Consider the following 16,751-nt stretch of genomic DNA (forward strand, 5'->3'; position numbering starts at 1 on the left):
CCTCCTTGTTACTGTGAGTCAACAACATCGGTGTTGGGGGCATAAAGGAACTCCTGATCGTTCTGGTTGTCATTAACATACGTATTGCACCTTCCATCTTTCATTTACAGCATAAGAAAAGCTTCTGTTCGAAGCACGATCCGATGATGCGACATTCTGTGTGAATTCTATAATCTTAAAGAAGACGAGTTGCCTATCCATTAAGTTTAATTATTAAAATATTCTTTATATTCATTCGTGAGTTCACGTTTAGCATTATACGCCCGTATTAAGCCTTATACTTTACAGGAATAGTTACAAACGATTAAACCGATGTAACCTTTCCTGCCAGCTCATATAGCTGTAAAATCATACTCTAATTTTGTCGTTAAATATAGTACTTTTCATCGAGTGGCTAAAATTACCTGTCCCGCTTGCGCAAACCAGCATACCCACGCACACATCGATTGAAACAATTGAATTCATAACAAAAGGCTGCCGACTTGCTCAGCAGCCAATATCCATTATAAACCTATGTCAGACCGGATTGAAAGTTTTGCTCATAATTGCTTCTTCTTGCCTAGGACCCTAGAGGTGGAACGGGTGAATCTTTTCTTCTGTCCTCGCATCCATGATCCGGTATGCTGAACGCCCTGTGTACATTGGGATTTGCAACTTCTCCAGATCAACCATTCCATTCTCCAGAAAGTACTTCTGATCCTGATATCGCTGTAACACTTCGCCTGCAATCCATTCATGGTCACCATATGTCGTAATATCCATAACCTTGCATTCATAAGCAAAATAAGCATCTGTCAAAATGGGTACACTTACCTTGATTCCTTCCTCATACGGAATGCCGAATCTTGTGAATTTATCCGTATCTCTCCCACTGAACGTTCCTGCAGCTTGAATCCACTCCGATCGATGACCTGGCAGGAAATGAACACCGAATACGCCACTCTTCTCAATGAGTTCATAGGAGTATGTTTCCTTACGAAGGGAGATGCCGTATACGCCTGGTGATGACCCGATGTATGTATGCCATCCGGACGCCATCACATTCTGGACTCCCTCATGACGTGAAGTCACCACCGCTACCATTCCAGGATAAGAATAAAATATGGGTTCTTCTATCGGCTGACGCATCTAATCCCCTCTCTTCTTCGTTATAAACACAACTTTAATTATAAAGGAAAGAAACAGGTTGAAACAGCGTTTTGCAGAGGATTTCGCTATAAGCGACACATTCAGTATCATGTTATACTGAGATGGATCAATTTCTAAAAATACAATACTGGGAATGTGATAGGATATGGTCAAATCAGTCAAATATACCTCCTAAATAAAAGACATTATTCAAATTTAGGAGGTTATAACTTATGTTTAATTCAATCGTGTTAGATCAGTGGGATCGAAAGCCATACTTTGACCACTACTTGAATCAGGTCAGATGTACCTACAGCATAACTGCTAATCTGGATATCACTCTATTGATCAACGAACTGAAGCTTAAAGGATTGAAGTTCTATCCGGCTCTTATTCATATGATCTCTACGGTCGTCAATGCACACAGGGAATTTCGAACTTGTTTTGATGCCGAGGGAAGATTGGGCTACTGGGACGAAATGTCTCCGAGTTATACGATTTTTCATGAGGACAACAAAAGTTTCTCAACGATCTGGACAGCATTCCATGAAGATTTCGAGACGTTCCACAATCGACATCTGGAAGATATGAAGAATTACAAAGATCACAAACAATTTGTTGCCAAACCTAATGAACCACCAAATACTTTTCCCGTTTCCAGTATTCCTTGGGTGAACTTTACCGGATTTAATCTGAATATTTACAATGAGGGAACCTACTTGTTGCCTATTTTCACGATGGGGAAATATGTTCAACAGAACGATAAAGTATATCTTCCCTTATCCGTTCAGTTACATCACGCCGTGTGCGACGGCTACCATGCTGGTGTTGTATTTAATGAATTACAATCACTTGCAGATCGATGCCAAGATTGGTGTTAGTTATCTAAATGACAAAAAGGTATTCCTGACTTCGTAATGGAGTAAGGAGTGCCTTTCTTTTTCTCTTTTTTTCAAAAGATATTTAATTGCATTTACTGTACCCACAGTTGCTGCATGTTTTGCAACCTTCCACATTCATCAGGGATGCCGAGCCGCATGAAGGACATAAATCTCTCGATTCGATAAAGGTTTTCTGATCCTCCACTTTGGGATACGTGCTCTCCACTTGATTCTGTTCTTGTAATGCTTCAGTTTCGTTCTCCTGCATATCGCTCTGTACATGACTTTCCAATGCTTTGGCGACTGCATCAGCAATCGATTCAACCCTATTGGCTCCGAAGCCAATCGCTCCCGAACCACCGATTCCCTTGAGATGTTTGATCAACAGTTCAACCTTTTGCCCATGATCTCCGTATCGAAGGAACAGAGAGCATACTCGGCCGAGTGCCTCAGCCATGGCAAACACATCCGATCCCGCTTTGCCCACGTTCAGGAAGATCTCACCCGGGGTTCCCTCCAGATCATTGATCGTAATGTAAGCCATACCAAATGGCGTATTGATTTTGTATGTCGCACCGCGCAGTACTTGAGGACGGCTTCTGTATTGTTTATCCAGTACTGTAGAAGAGGACGGGGCTTGGTCAGAAGAATGCGTTCTAACACCAACCTGGCTATTGGAAGTTCCATCACTTGCCTGTACTTCAGCATTATTCGGGTTTTCTATAGCAGATACGACTGTCTTCTCTACAGCTTCCGCCGTGTTCTGATCTTCACCTTGGGTCTCTTCCTTCTTCGACGTGGACAACACCTGCACATCCCTGCTGCCGTCGCGGTATATCGTTACTCCCTTGCAGCCAAGGTCGAAGGCCAGTTCGTACAGCTCAGCCGTATCCCCCACTGTAAAATCAGCCGGACAGTTGGCCGTCTTCGAGATCGAACTATCCACCCATTGCTGGATCGCAGCCTGCACCCGTATGTGATTCTCAGCCGACAAATCCATTGCCGTCACATAATAGTCTGGTAAAGCTTCACCCGGATGTTCATCCAGCCAGTCTTGTGCAATCGGTACGAACTGTTCATCATAACCTAGACGGCTTTGACGGAAATACTTGAAGGCGAAATACGGCTCAATACCTGTTGATGTGCCCACCATCGTACCTGTACTTCCCGTTGGCGCTTGTGTGATCAGTGTGACATTTCGAATGCCCTGTTTACGAATGGCCTCTCCCACTTCAGGGTACGTCGCAACCATGTTTTTCATGAATCCACTCTGTAAATACGGTTCAGCTTCGAAAGCTGGAAAAGCTCCCTTCTCTGCTGCAATCTCTGCCGATGCCAGATAGGCCTCCTTCGCCATGAATCCATACAGTTTATCCAGAAATGCAAGAGATTCAGGACTGCCGTATCGAATACGCAGCTTAATCATCAGCTCTGCCAGTCCCATCGTGCCAAGCCCAACCCGGCGTTCACGCTGCTGATTCAGTCTATTTTCCTCAAAATGATATGGTGTTGCGTCGATGACATTGTCCAAAAATCTAGCCGAGATACGAGTGGTTTCCGCCAGTTCATCCCATGCCACATCATGATTTGTTTCATCGTAGAATTTGGACAGATTAATGGCAGACAGATTACATACACCCCAGCCAGGCAGGCCTTGTTCCCCGCACGGATTAGTACAGATAATCGGATTGAAATACCAGCTGTTGGACATCTGGTTGTAGTACTCCATGAATACCACACCAGGCTCTGCCGATTTCCAGGCTGATTCAATAATGGTATGCCAGATTTTGCGAGCCTTCAGTGTACGATAGTGCACCACCGAATGACCTGCGGCTTTCCATTGCTGCATATCCCCGTTCCACTCGGTATCATAGTCTGGATCGTTTGTATCGGGAAAAACCAAATCCCAATCTCCGTCCTGCTTGACAGCCTCCATAAATGCGTTGCTCACACATACAGACAGATTGGCATTGGTCACCTGCCCCATCGTTTGTTTCACGGTAATAAAGTCAAGCACATCCGGATGCCAGTCATTCATCATCAGCATGAGCGCACCCCGGCGGCTTCCGCCCTGTTCAATCAGTCCAGTCGTATAACTGAACAATCCGCCCCACGATACGGAACCGCTGGATGATCCGTTGACACCTTTCACCACCGCTCGGCGAGGACGCAAAGAGGACAAATTAATGCCTACGCCTCCCCCACGTGCCATAATCTCCGTCATCTCGGTCAAGGTTCTCATGATGCCACCCCGACTGTCTTGCGGAGATGGAATGACATAACAATTGAAGAGTGTCAACTCATCGCTTGCCCCTGCACCCGCAGCAATTCGGCCTCCGGGTACTAACTTCCAATCTTCCAACACAGAGCGGAACTTGGACTCCCACGTTGCCCGCTGATCGGCTGTGGATTCGACAGAAGCCATCGCTTTGGCAAGACGGTCCCACATCTCTTCCGGTGTTTTTTCTATGTTGAGTGTCAATTTCTCCACACTTGTCTCAATCATCTCTCCCCTTCGAGTCCTTACCTGTACAAGCTGACCCTTACGTTCTATGATTTCGCCCACTTCCTTGGTTGGGAACTTGGGATCATCCTTCGTTAATACCAATACCACATCTCCAACCTTGGCATGATTCGAATCAGCGTCCTTCCAGGCGTATCGGTCCAGAAATATTTTTTCGCTAAGTCCTTCTAATTGGTACGATCGTTGGTTCGATTTCATCGCTACATTCAACCTCCCCGGTATAAAGCTCCATTTTCATTATAAGAATAAATTATGACAAAACACCACATATAGTGATATAAAAACAGTATATTACACCATATATTGATTTTCCATGCGACTTTTATCACAGACCTTATTTTATAGACTCCCTATACACGGACAAACTTCTTCACACACCCTCATACGCATGAATACGACATCAGTGAATTTTTTGGCACAGAAAAAACATGTGCCTTTACTAAATTTCTGGGTTCAATATAAGTTAAACTAATCATTTGCACGTCAACGGAGAGGACAGAAATAACCTGAAGAAGTGAAGCGTTCGCCTTTATCCCCGGGTTTTCCCCCTTTGGACAAGGGAATCAAAAAAAATCTGGGGATAACAGCGATTGGAAGGTTATTCTGTCATCGGAGTGACAAGTGTAAATATTCCTTATTTGAACCCACATAGTTATGAACTGACTCTCATTCGTCCATACTATTACCTACGAATAAAACGTCATCACGTATGGCAGGGGAGGAAACACCATGAACCGGAAAAACCCGCACCACATGAATCAACCTGTAGCCGAGCTACCCGTTCCGTTGGAATTTGATCGGACCTGGATTAATCAATTGGAATCACGACTGGATAAAGGAGGTCCTTGGGGGGATTATCGACTCTTCCAACTGGGTATTCAAGCCGAAGAGACCAACCTGATTCCCAATTTTGACGAGATCCAATGTCTCAAGCATCTACAAGGTCTCACTCCACTCCCTCACCAGATGGACACTGCACGCAGAGTATTATTTGAAATGTCAGGCCGGGCCATTCTCGCCGATGAGGTGGGTCTGGGCAAAACCATTGAAGCCGGTCTCATTCTGAAAGAATATATGGTTCGAGGTCTCGTATCCAAGGTACTCATTCTCGTGCCAGCCTCTCTTGTGTTGCAATGGGTACGGGAGTTGAATTCAAAATTTGGCATCCCTGCTATTGCCCAGAAAAAGGCCTATTCCTGGCAGAATGAAGTGGTTGTTGCTTCCATGGATACAGCCAAACGTGACCCGCATAAAGATATGCTGCTGAATACTGATTACGACATGATTATTATTGACGAGGCTCATAAACTCAAAAACAAGAAAACAACCAACTATCAATTCATGCTGAAATTGCGCAAAAAGTATTGTCTGCTGCTTACAGCTACACCTGTTCAGAACGATATGAGTGAATTGTTCAATCTGATCAACCTGCTCAAGCCCGGTCAACTGGGTCGTCAGGGTGACTTTGCGGCCAACTTTGTTGTAGACAAACGGGTTCCGAAAAATCAGGAACAGCTTAAGAACGAGTTATCCAAAGTCATGATTCGTAACCGCCGCGGCGAAGGCCCTGTTCAATTTACCAAACGGAACGTCTCCAACGTGAATCTGCAACTATCGCCCGAAGAACAAGCGCTTTATGATGGCGTGACTTCCTTTGTTAAAGACCAGTACCAGGAAGCTGGCGGCAACCTGAGCAGCATGCTCTCCCTTGTTACATTGCAGCGTGAAGTGTGCAGCAGTCGGGATGCTGTATTCGTGACACTGGTTAATCTGTCTAAGAAACTTCCGCTGGACTCTCCCCTTCGGGACAAGATTTGGGAACTCGTTGCCCATATTAAAGCGATCAAGGAGAATACCAAAGCGGAGAAAACGATGGAACTGGTTCGGAACATGAATGAAAAAGTAATTATCTTCACTGAATACCGGGCCACACAGGAGTATCTGCTAAACTATTTCCGCAACAATGGGCTTACGGCTGTACCCTATCGGGGTGGCATGAATCGAGGCAAAAAAGACTGGATGATGGATCTCTTCCGCGGGCGTGTGCAGGCCATGATTGCAACCGAAGCAGGTGGTGAGGGCATCAATTTGCAATTTTGCCATCATATGATCAACTTTGATCTGCCTTGGAACCCTATGCGGGTAGAGCAGCGGATCGGTCGGGTACACCGGCTGGGACAGCAGAATGACGTGAACATCTTCAATTTATCCACGACTGGAACCATTGAGGAACATATTTTAAATCTGCTGCATGAGAAGATCAATATGTTTGAGATGGTGATCGGCGGGCTGGATGTCATTCTGGAACGGTTAGAGAAGAAGGAGTCTATTGAGAAAAGTTTGTACAAAATCATGCTGGAATCACAAACTGATGAAGATATTCGCCGAAAAATGGATTCACTTGGACAATCGCTGAACTCTATTCAACGTGAGGTTTCAGATGAAGGGCCTGCCGTATCCGGGTTGTTAGATCTTCGTAAAGGAGGTAGCTAACTCATGACCATGTCTCCCCATGAAGTGCAGGCTTATGTTCTCACCTATCTGGAAGCACTGGATTGTCAGATTATGGAGCGTTCCCCTGCCCATGTTACAGTCAAACTCTCACCTGAGGCGGACAAAGCGTTGACCAATCGCCCCTATTATTGGGGGTTCGTGGAACGAACCGGAGCACCCGCTGAGACGATGTCCTTTACATTTATATTTGATCCTGACAGTTATCAGCAGGCCATTGAAGCAGCAGAAGCCAAAGCTACGCAAGCATCACCTCCTGCTGTTCCTAACCCTGATGGAACGAATGGCGTAACCAACGGCAGTCCTCAAGGCGAGCCACCAAAAGAAACTATTTTAGGCCGTTACTTCGGTATTACGCCATCGTTGCCACAGCTGGGGCCAGGACGAATATTGCGTGAAGAAGTGGTGTATGGCAGTCGCAGACTCCAGCAGATTTTCGGCGCTGCCCGTGAAGGCGGTGCTTTCGTGAACCTGTTCGAACAGGCTGCCAAACGGCAATTGCGGGCTACAGCGCCAGCCGTATATGAGCCTTGGCTTGGTGTCTGTTTCAAGGTGGAATTCGCCTGTGATTTGAAACGGGAGGAATTGCATTTTCTCGGCATTTCCCTTCGCTCGGGTGAAATTATAGAAAAATTCGGCACCAAGCTGAACCGACGTGATCTTAGTCCGAGGCTTGCGGAGAACATGCATGTACAGACAGCTAAAGTTTCGTTATTTGATGCCGGAGCTGCTTTGGAATCTCATTTGACGAACCGCTTGCTGGAACTCGATTATAGCTGGGCAGAGAAAGCCCAAGAGCGGCTTGATCTGGAGCTGGACGTGTTGGACACCTACTATGAGGCGGTACTCCGGGAAGATACGCCTGAGGTAGAATCAACAGGTAACATAAACTCAGACACAGAGAATGTCACTTCTGACCGCACGCCACCTGTACCACTGATAAAAGTTGTGGATATAACTAACGCAAAACCCATTGGAGCAGATGTAGAACTGGCGGCAGAGGCCGCAGTACCGATCGACTCCGAGACAGATGCCGAAGAAGAGAAAGCAAAACAGGCGGTAATCGATCGTGAGGCTATGAAACTGCAGTATGAGACACGCCGGACCGAGATGATCTGGCAATATGAACCCAAAGTGAAAGTGACTGCCATTAGCAGCGGCATGTTTCACTTAAGATAGACGAAGACACTACTTTTCCTGCAAATGCTGGCAAAAGTAGTGTTTATTCATGATCAGCCGCCCGACAGGTTGCGGCAACCTTTGCATAGCCTGTCCCCTAGAATGAAACTAGGACCCGCTCAGGTAACGGATAAATGAAAAAGTAGGTGTAAATTTGAAACGATTCTTTCATACGTGTTGGAACAACGCTCGGAAAACAACCTGTATAACCTTGGGCTTGCTCAGTTGTCTTGCCCTATTCTCTTTTTGGTCGATAGCCAATGCAGAGGAACAAAAAACCTCTTCGCTATCCCCCGCATCATCAACAGAGTATAGCCCCGAACATCATGCCATTCAGAATGAAAAGCTAGCTCCCGCTGCTGTACAACGGTTTGCAGAGCAACAAGCTGTTACACTTGGTACAGCTAACGGCGAAGTGCATTGGAAGAACGCCGACCTGAACTTCTACCCTCTGGGGCCGGGTTTACATAGCTGGCTCGTACAGGCTGAGTTTGAAGGCAAACCTATCGGATATATGATTATTACGGCCACAGAGCAGGGTCAGTTGATGCTTAGTGAATATGGTCATGGAGAGCAGTCACCATACAACAATGAACTTCTTGGACAAACCTTAGATCGACAACATGTGGACCTTGAGGTATTACTTGCTGGCGGAGGAGAGCTTCATCTTGGTTATGCTCTTCCCCTACTGGCTTATTGGAAAGTGGAACAGCCTAACCATCCTGCACTTTATATTGATGCTACGAACGGAGATGTACTACCATCAGAGTTCCTGAAGCTGCTGGAGGCTGATTCCAAACAGACCTCTGTCAGCATAACTGATTTATCCACAACGCCATCTTTATCAGTCGACCCACTTCATCTCCGACCCGTCTTCAATCCGGCTGACAATCTGTTGTGGCTTACCTCCAAACCTGTTGCTGCCGACCGGGCACAAGATGTGATACAACACGGGGAGAATCAAGAGATTGTTTTCTCAGCGGGTGATCGTAACGCCGTATACGGTGGTCCTCTACCCGTTAGCGGTTATCAGCTATGGCATGCAGATCAGGAAGCAGAGTCCATTCTATATGTAGCGCTAGGTGGAAAATCATCCATTCAACGCTTTGTCCCTTTGAGCACATTGCAGCAAGATGGCCATTTTTACCTCGTAAATCCTTGATCATCAGCAAATTCTTAAGACACAGTCAGATAATTTGTAAAACAACAAATAAGACGCCTTCCCATTTTATTAAGGGATTGCGTCTTTTGGTTTACTATTAGTGAAATAGGTAAGCGATAGTCACCCTTTGCCCGAAGAACTTCGTTTATGAGACTGTGTATCGAATTCTTTTTCCTTTTTCCCCACCCACAGGGATACAGCGAAAGGGATCATACCAAACCACTTCATCGCCCACGGCTCTTTCCTTTTGGTGCGACCTTTCCGCTCATCCTTCGGCGTATCGATATAATGTACTACACGTTGCGTAATGTATTTTACCAACTCATCACTTTTGGCCATAACCTCTGCCTCCTTCGCTCCTGCACTTTCACGGAGCTTACGATAGTTCTATTGTGTGCAGGATGTGCAATGGTTAAACATTTTTTTATTGAAAGGAGTATGAAAACCCTCAAAATGCACAGTCTAATGCCAAAGGTATCCATACAGTCTTTAATCTGCATCCGGTACCTATTTCATGAAGGAGTGTGTATTCCCATGTATAAGCTGCTGACCGCTTCGGTGGCCTTGCTCATTAGCTTCCATTGTCTTCCCATCCTGCCCCACCATGTCGCGCATGGAAAAGCAGCCCCGTCCCAGAACAGTCCATCCATGCTGCCAGTGACCGATGGAGATGCTTATCGCTCAAGTCATCATGCCTTTGCAGCACCCGTTATCCTGCTCGACGTAGGCCATGGGGGTATTGACGGTGGTACGTCAGCCCAAGGTGTGCTGGAAAAAGATATCAACCTGGCCATTAGCCAAAAGGTCTATCTCCTGCTTCGCAGCAAAGGTTATGCCGTTATCATCAATCGACTTGGTGATTATGCACTTAGTGATGAGAACCGCTGGCTGAACAGCCGCTCCCGTCATACCAGAGATCTTGCCCAACGTAAAAGCCTTAGCGAAGAAGTAAGTACAGATATCGTGGTCAGCATTCATGCGAACTGGAGTCCCCGATCGACAGCACACGGCCCGGTGGTACTGCACCAGAAAGAAGGCAGGAGTTATTTGCTGGCCCAATCCATTCAGGATGCCATGAACAAGTTGTACGAAACGGAGCACGGGGTTGTATGGGGCAAGCCCTTTTATATATTGAATTACGTGAAGCAACCTGCCGTCATCGTCGAAACCGGATTTTTGAGCAATGCGGCAGATCGAGCCAGAATGAATGACCCCGCTGAGCAAAAACGAATCGCCCAGTCCATTGCCAATGGCATTATTTATTATCTGTCGGTAGTGTAGGAGCAGACTGCCATTGCCACACATCTCGAACCAGATCACCAATCCCTACAAATTGGACCTGATTTTGCAGACGGGAGACGGATTCACGAATTACTGCGGATGTGTTCATCCCCGAATGACCGACATGACCAATGACAACACAGATATCCTTATCGATCGCACGCTGAGCAGCCAGATCCAGTTGCTTGCGAATGTGTTGCTTGGAGTTTTGATCATCCAGGAAAATGTCATTACCTACAGGTGGCATATTTTTGGATACGGCCAGTTCCCCCACCACAGAGCGAAAGTTCGTACGGCTGTCTACAAAGAAGAGGCCCCGCTCCTTGCATACATCGAGCACAATGGACATGATGCGTTTGTCCGAAGTAATTTTGGAACCCATATGATTGTTCATGCCAATGGCGTGGGGCACATCATCAATCGCTTTCTCCACGCGTGAGCGGACTTCTTCATCTGTTAGATTGGATGTGATTGCACCCGGGCCCAGCCATTCAGGTCGTCCTTTCTTGGGTTCCATGGGCATGTGCACAATCACATCCATTCCCTTTTCATGTGCAGCCATCGCATCTTTCTTCGTTGTTGGTAAAAAAGGCATAACCGCTACCGTCAGTTTGACTGGCATCGCCAGGATCTCTGCCGTACCCTTCATGTCATTACCAACATCATCGATGATAATCGCTAACCGTTTGTGATTCGATGTGGACTCTGAAGCTGCCGCTGTAGGCCCTCCTGCCGATATGCCTGCGTAAAACACAATCAATAATGCCATGATACCTGCAATGAATCGATAATTCTTTCTCTGTACCTTCATCATGATTCCCTCCCCGTAACTTCTGTGATCTCATTGTTTGATAATGAAGGGAGGAATATGTAAGCCAAAGCCTTCCTTAATGATCATATCCCCGCCATTGAAGACCTCTATCTCAAGCGAATCCCCCATCATTCCAGTTTTCCCTTTTGCATTCAGACAAGAACTGTCATTGAATAGTTAGAAAATAGAGATTAATTAGAAAAAATACTGTAATTTGTCAGGTTTTCAGTTTAGGAATTTTTTAGTAGAATCAACAAATGAAAGAGGTTTTATGCTTCAATTCTATCCTATGATTTATGGAAGGAGGTTTTGAAAGGGTTTACATAAAATAAATGCCAGACAATCCGCTATTCTTGTTTGTTATTCCTGGTTGCTGTTTCTCTATGTAACTTACTATTATCGAGGAGGATGAAAGTAGTGAAATTCAAACTAAAAAAGACGATTAATGTTCTTTTGGCCTGTTTAACAGCCCTGCCTTTGATGTTAACCCCGACAAATGTGTCAGCAGCCAGCGATGCCAACATTAATTTGTCCTCGGAAAAACAGCTGATCAAGGGCTTTGGGGGCATTAACCTTCCTGCCTGGATTGGTGATCTGACTCCCGCTCAACGTGAAACTGCTTTTGGTAATGACCAGAATCAATTAGGCTTCTCCATTCTCAGGATCTACGTTGATCCAGATTCCAATAACTGGTATCGTGAAGTTGCCACAGCCAAACGAGCTATCGAAAAGGGTGCTATTGTATTTGCATCCCCATGGAATCCTCCAAGCAGCATGGTTGAAACGTTCAACCGCAATGGGGACACAAATGCCAAACGTCTGAAATACGACAAATATACCGCATATGCGCAACATCTGAACGACTTTGTAACCTACATGAAAAATAACGGCGTAGATCTGTATGCCATTTCTGTACAAAACGAACCGGATTATGCTCATGACTGGACTTGGTGGACTCCACAAGAGATCCTTCGATTCATGAAAGAAAATGCCGGGTCCATCCAAGGTACCAAAGTCATGGCGCCTGAATCCTTCCAATACTTAAAGAACATATCCGACCCAATCCTGAATGATCCGCAGGCACTTGCCAACATGGACATCCTGGGAGCACATACGTATGGAACCCAGATTTCGAATTTTGCCTACCCTCTCTTTAAGCAAAAAGGAGCCGGTAAAGAACTGTGGATGACTGAAGTGTATGTTCCAAACAGTGACAACAACTCGGCAGACCGCTGGCCTGAAGCATTAGACGTTTCCTATCACATGCACAATGCCATGGTAGAAGGTGATTTCCAGGCCTACGTGTGGTGGTACATCCGCAGACAGTATGGTCCGATGAAAGAGGACGGTACCATAAGCAAACGCGGGTATAATATGGCTCATTTCTCTAAATTCGTGCGTCCAGGCTACCTGCGAGTCGATGCAACGAAAAATCCGGATACGAACACATTTGTCTCAGCCTATAAAGGTGATAACAAAGTCGTCGTCGTGGCAATTAACCGTGGAACTTCAGCCACAAGCCAAAAATTCGTTCTGCAAAATGGTAATGCCTCTACTGTGTCCTCATGGATTACGGACAGCAGTCGAAACCTGGCAAGCGGAACCTCGCTTAACGTATCCAATGGAGCCTTCACGGCACAGCTCCCGCCTCAGAGCGTAACAACGTTTGTTGCCAACGTTACTGGCGGAAATAGCGGCGGGAATACAGGCAGTGGCACGACGTATGAAGCCGAGACCGGAACGTCACTTACGGAAGCTGCCATTGAAACAATCTACCCCGGTTACACTGGCTCCGGGTATGTTAACTTCAATGCGATGACTGGTTCAGCCATTCAATGGAACGGCATTAATAACACGACAACAGGTACCAAAAACGTAAAGTTTCGTTATGCGCTGGAAAGCGGCACTCGGAACCTCGACATTTTTGTGAACGGAACCAAAGTCATCAGCAACGAGCCCTTTCCCGCTACGGGAAGCTGGTCCACTTGGGTTGAAAAAACAATACAGGTCCCCATGAACACGGGGACCAATACATTGAAAGTGGTTACCACCGGATCGGAAGGACCGAATATTGACAGCGTTAATGTTACCGCAGCACAATAAACGTTCCGTATGGCTGATGGAAGACATTTGCTGTACGTGCAGCTAAGCACTAACCTCTTGAATACTCATCACTAAAGTTAGTGTTATATCAAAAAATGCAAAAAAAGACTCCTTAAGCGTTAGCTTAAGGAGTCTTTTTTTTAGATGCGGTCGAGAGGACTCGAACCTCCACGGGGGTTAGCCCACACGGACCTGAACCGTGCGCGTCTGCCAATTCCGCCACGACCGCATATTGTATCTTCGTCATCCATATCGGCGACAAGAAATAATATATCATGCGTAATCTATCATGTCAACACTGAAAATAATAACAATAAAGCCCGAATCAGACGTCCATGTCGATTCGGGCCTTACCTTTAACTGTTGCTAATAGTTTGGTTCATTAATACGGAAGCATACTACAAATTACAGCTTGGAAGGCCAGTTGCCATACCATGCATAACCGCCTCTTCTTTCTTTATCAATATCACTTAATTTGTATTTAACTACCCCGTCACGACCAATAAAGATTGGTTTATCCGTTCCGATCTCATAGAAGCGTGCCCAAATTGGTGCAGCTTTGGAATCAGCGATAATTTTACTATCTCCATTAGCTCTTTCATACTTGTAACCCGTAATTTTCACTTTGTTAAACCAAGCCTCCGCTCCTTTAATGGATGCGGTAATTTTAGCGTTAGCAGGTCTGGTTTTCAGAAATTTAACAATCGTTACACTCTCTCCAGCTGTCAGCGATGGCACTTCGTAGATTCTTGCGCTCGCTGGTTTAAGAGAGCTGGAATCATGTTGTTGTCCCCATGCTGTCAGCTTACCACCTGAAACGACCTGTGTATTCAGAATCGCCTCCACACCTTTGGCAACTGAATTTTTACTGCGGTTAGCAAGTGTACTGTCGATAAATGAGAAATCACCTTTGCGTGCCGCTACTTCATCCAGCATGATCATTACATTAATCATGGCATCATCATTGTAAGTGATGTGCTTGTGGTATCCGGAGCTTTGGTAAACTTGTGGCCACCCGCCGTTTGAATACTGCATGTTGATCAAAAAGTTAATTCCTTTGATTGCAGCTGTGGAGTAACGCGGATCATTCGTCTTTTTAAATTCCTTCGCCAATCTTCTAATTTCTGAGTATGTAGCCTTGTTGTCTATCGTGGACTTTGCCCACTCTCCACTTGTCTGTTTATAATCTTTTCTCCAACCTCCATCCGGCAGCTGGTTCTTCAAAATATCAGAAATACTCGCTGTAGTACCCGACGCATCTGCAGCAGATACCGTCCCTACAGGGAGAACTGCCATTCCAACTGCTGAGAACACCATCGTACATGCCAGGACAAAAGTAATTATTTTCTTCGCTTTCAAATGTAACACTCTCCTATGTTCGTTTTTATAAATCTTCCACTTCTACTTTACCTATGATACGCGTCTCTAAACCTCCTTTATTTGTATTTATCGCATAATAAAATCAATTTTAATCCAATATGTGGATTGGATAATCAGATAATATGCAAAAAATCGATTTTTGTCAATATATGCAACTTAATGAATATAATCTCTCTAATTCTACATAACGGAATAGTTCTTTTAACTCATGACAAACCTATCTATTTATCAAAATTCGTCTTACACGAATCAATAATGACGTTTTTGTCATGAATGATACCCAAACTCGATCCCTTTTTTCATATAAAAACCTTAATTCCGCTAACATTGAGGTATTAAGAAAGGGTTTAAATGGGTTTGACAATTACGCATTTATGCAATATAGTTTCAAATAGTTACAAAAACTTAATTATTCATTGCCGAGTTTCATGTTTGAAAACGGGGGAACCAATTTGGGTGAATTATTCTTATACATAGGAAATATAGGGAACCTTCTACCGAACCCTTAGCTAACTCCGTAGGCATCGAAGGGAGAACATTGATTTTGAAAAAACTGATTATCTCCATTTTTGGAGCAGCTGTATTATTTACATCCGGGGCAACAAGCACAGAGGCAAGCAGTATCAACTCCGTAGTGAACAACATGACAGGTATTCCTTACAAATGGGGTGGCACAACTGTAGCCGGCTTCGACTGTTCTGGTTTTATGAGATATCTTTTCAACAAATACAGCATTGAATTACCACGTACTTCGCAGCAGCAAGCCAAAGCAGGTACTCCCGTATCCAAGAGCAATGTTCGGACAGGTGATCTGGTGTTCTTTAATACAACAGGCAAAGGCATTTCACATACAGGTGTATATATCGGCGGCGGACAATTCGCTCATGCCTCCAGCAGTAAAGGTGTAAGCATCACGAAGTTATCGAATCCATACTTCAATGATCGTTATGTAACAGCACGTCGGGTAACTGGACAGTTTATGTATGATAAAATGTTAGGTAAAATGTGATTCACATACAAAAAGGCATCGGTTATTAACCGGATGCCTTTTTTGCACTTAAAAATGTATGTTGCATTGCTTACTAATGCAGCGCCTTCTGCACTCGCATCGCACCCTGAGACAGGGCATGTCCTCCTCCAACAGCTCCGGCCACCGCAACGGTCTCCATAATCTCCTGATCTGTTGCTCCCTTGGCCCGGGCTTCTTCTACATGGTAGAAGGTACATACCTCATTGTTTGCGAATAATCCAATGCCAAGCGCAATTAGCTGTTTTGTCTTCGCATCAATCACGCCAGATTGGAAACATTCTCCGGTAAACTCATGATACGACTTCACCACACCTGGCAGCACATCGCTTAATGCTCCAATCTGATCCTTGTAGGCATGAACTTTATCATTCATCAATGTCATGGCTTGTAGCACACCCTCTCGGCTATAGTTACAGATCTTCCTCACTGTACCTATCTTCTCTCCCGAGTGAGCCATTTATGCCAAGAAATCATGGTAATTCCAAACATTTAACGCGCATGGCTCTGCCATAATTATAAGCTGTTACTCACTAAGTGGACTCTGGCGCGGCTCGCTGAACAGCTGATAGCTGTAACCTCGGTCCAGCTTAACGACACGTCGATTCTGACGACGGATAAGTACCTGCTCGCCATCCCAGGCAACCACAATCCCTTTCACATCGTTCGATTCCAGCTCGTCCCGTACTACTCTAACTTTCTCACCTGACAGACGCAGGGCGTCCAATTCTGTATCACTAATCATCTTCATGGCTCCTATATTT

14 protein-coding genes, 1 tRNA gene and 1 riboswitch are annotated in these 16,751 nt (G+C 45.3%); of the genes, 7 read left to right on the forward strand and 8 right to left on the reverse strand.

The features are described from left to right. Window positions 1-567: 567 nt before the first annotated feature. The gene (locus MKY28_RS15490) at window positions 568-1,128 is read right to left on the reverse strand and encodes a flavin reductase family protein (RefSeq protein ID WP_074094479.1); all 561 of its coding nucleotides are present in this window, start codon (window positions 1,126-1,128) and stop codon (window positions 568-570) included. A 233-nt stretch (window positions 1,129-1,361) separates the two neighbouring features. Between MKY28_RS15490 and catA the strand changes: the two genes are divergently transcribed. Continuing rightward, window positions 1,362-2,009: a type A chloramphenicol O-acetyltransferase gene (gene catA / locus MKY28_RS15495; protein ID WP_036670176.1), complete on the forward strand. Its 648-nt coding sequence runs from the start codon at window positions 1,362-1,364 to the stop codon at window positions 2,007-2,009. Window positions 2,010-2,091: 82 nt separating this feature from the next. On the opposite strand, the gene MKY28_RS15500 is transcribed toward catA, so the two are convergent. Further along, a complete protein-coding gene (locus tag MKY28_RS15500) occupies window positions 2,092-4,731 on the reverse strand; it encodes an adenosylcobalamin-dependent ribonucleoside-diphosphate reductase (RefSeq protein WP_340936338.1) in 2,640 nt (879 codons plus the stop codon). Between the two features lie 531 nt (window positions 4,732-5,262). Between MKY28_RS15500 and MKY28_RS15505 the strand changes: the two genes are divergently transcribed. The 3 genes from MKY28_RS15505 to MKY28_RS15515 all read left to right on the forward strand — a co-directional run bounded on the left by MKY28_RS15505 (window position 5,263) and on the right by MKY28_RS15515 (window position 9,385). Next, window positions 5,263-7,026 carry a DEAD/DEAH box helicase gene (locus tag MKY28_RS15505; RefSeq protein WP_051447131.1) on the forward strand — a complete coding sequence of 588 codons (1,764 nt, stop codon included), beginning with the start codon at window positions 5,263-5,265 and terminating at the stop codon, window positions 7,024-7,026. A 3-nt stretch (window positions 7,027-7,029) separates the two neighbouring features. Next, window positions 7,030-8,223, forward strand: coding sequence for a YqhG family protein (locus MKY28_RS15510; protein ID WP_340936339.1), 1,194 nt, complete (start codon window positions 7,030-7,032; stop codon window positions 8,221-8,223). Between the two features lie 154 nt (window positions 8,224-8,377). Further along, window positions 8,378-9,385 (forward strand): hypothetical protein, encoded by a 1,008-nt coding sequence (locus MKY28_RS15515; protein ID WP_340936340.1) that lies wholly within the window; start codon window positions 8,378-8,380, stop codon window positions 9,383-9,385. Window positions 9,386-9,505: 120 nt separating this feature from the next. Here MKY28_RS15515 and MKY28_RS15520 read toward each other — a convergent pair whose 3' ends face one another. Continuing rightward, window positions 9,506-9,724 (reverse strand): YqzE family protein, encoded by a 219-nt coding sequence (locus tag MKY28_RS15520; protein ID WP_036609606.1) that lies wholly within the window; start codon window positions 9,722-9,724, stop codon window positions 9,506-9,508. 195 nt (window positions 9,725-9,919) lie between these two features. On the opposite strand from MKY28_RS15520, the gene MKY28_RS15525 reads away from it, so the two are divergent. After that, the gene (locus tag MKY28_RS15525; protein ID WP_036609607.1) at window positions 9,920-10,666 is read left to right on the forward strand and encodes an N-acetylmuramoyl-L-alanine amidase family protein; all 747 of its coding nucleotides are present in this window, start codon (window positions 9,920-9,922) and stop codon (window positions 10,664-10,666) included. Here the strand turns inward: MKY28_RS15525 and MKY28_RS15530 are convergent. Continuing rightward, window positions 10,641-11,435 (reverse strand): divergent polysaccharide deacetylase family protein, encoded by a 795-nt coding sequence (locus MKY28_RS15530; protein ID WP_405144628.1) that lies wholly within the window; start codon window positions 11,433-11,435, stop codon window positions 10,641-10,643. The two genes, MKY28_RS15525 and MKY28_RS15530, sit on opposite strands and share 26 nt — an antisense overlap. Window positions 11,436-11,885: 450 nt before the next feature. Here MKY28_RS15530 and MKY28_RS15535 point away from each other — a divergent pair, with 450 nt between their 5' ends. Further along, window positions 11,886-13,580 (forward strand): carbohydrate-binding protein, encoded by a 1,695-nt coding sequence (locus MKY28_RS15535; RefSeq protein WP_036609608.1) that lies wholly within the window; start codon window positions 11,886-11,888, stop codon window positions 13,578-13,580. A gap of 145 nt (window positions 13,581-13,725) precedes the next feature. On the opposite strand, the gene MKY28_RS15540 is transcribed toward MKY28_RS15535, so the two are convergent. Both MKY28_RS15540 and pelA read right to left on the reverse strand, forming a co-directional pair. After that, window positions 13,726-13,809: transfer RNA gene (locus MKY28_RS15540), tRNA-Leu, on the reverse strand. 176 nt (window positions 13,810-13,985) lie between these two features. Further along, complete coding sequence (pelA, locus tag MKY28_RS15545; protein ID WP_200868499.1) at window positions 13,986-14,939, reverse strand: pectate lyase; 954 nt, start codon at window positions 14,937-14,939, stop codon at window positions 13,986-13,988. A gap of 428 nt (window positions 14,940-15,367) precedes the next feature. Beyond that, a riboswitch (cyclic di-AMP (ydaO/yuaA leader) is annotated at window positions 15,368-15,499 on the forward strand. Window positions 15,500-15,504: 5 nt separating this feature from the next. On the opposite strand from pelA, the gene MKY28_RS15550 reads away from it, so the two are divergent. Further along, window positions 15,505-15,969 carry a C40 family peptidase gene (locus MKY28_RS15550; protein ID WP_036609611.1) on the forward strand — a complete coding sequence of 155 codons (465 nt, stop codon included), beginning with the start codon at window positions 15,505-15,507 and terminating at the stop codon, window positions 15,967-15,969. Window positions 15,970-16,042: 73 nt separating this feature from the next. On the opposite strand, the gene MKY28_RS15555 is transcribed toward MKY28_RS15550, so the two are convergent. Together MKY28_RS15555 and MKY28_RS15560 are read right to left on the reverse strand one after the other, a co-directional pair. After that, window positions 16,043-16,372, reverse strand: a complete 330-nt coding sequence (locus MKY28_RS15555; protein ID WP_253507302.1) for a carboxymuconolactone decarboxylase family protein — start codon at window positions 16,370-16,372, stop codon at window positions 16,043-16,045. 141 nt (window positions 16,373-16,513) lie between these two features. Beyond that, window positions 16,514-16,732 carry a hypothetical protein gene (locus MKY28_RS15560; RefSeq protein WP_036609613.1) on the reverse strand — a complete coding sequence of 73 codons (219 nt, stop codon included), beginning with the start codon at window positions 16,730-16,732 and terminating at the stop codon, window positions 16,514-16,516. Window positions 16,733-16,751: the final 19 nt, after the last annotated feature.

Origin of the sequence: Paenibacillus sp. FSL R5-0473 (genome assembly GCF_038004565.1) — a bacterium.
Classification (GTDB): domain Bacteria; phylum Bacillota; class Bacilli; order Paenibacillales; family Paenibacillaceae; genus Paenibacillus; species Paenibacillus amylolyticus.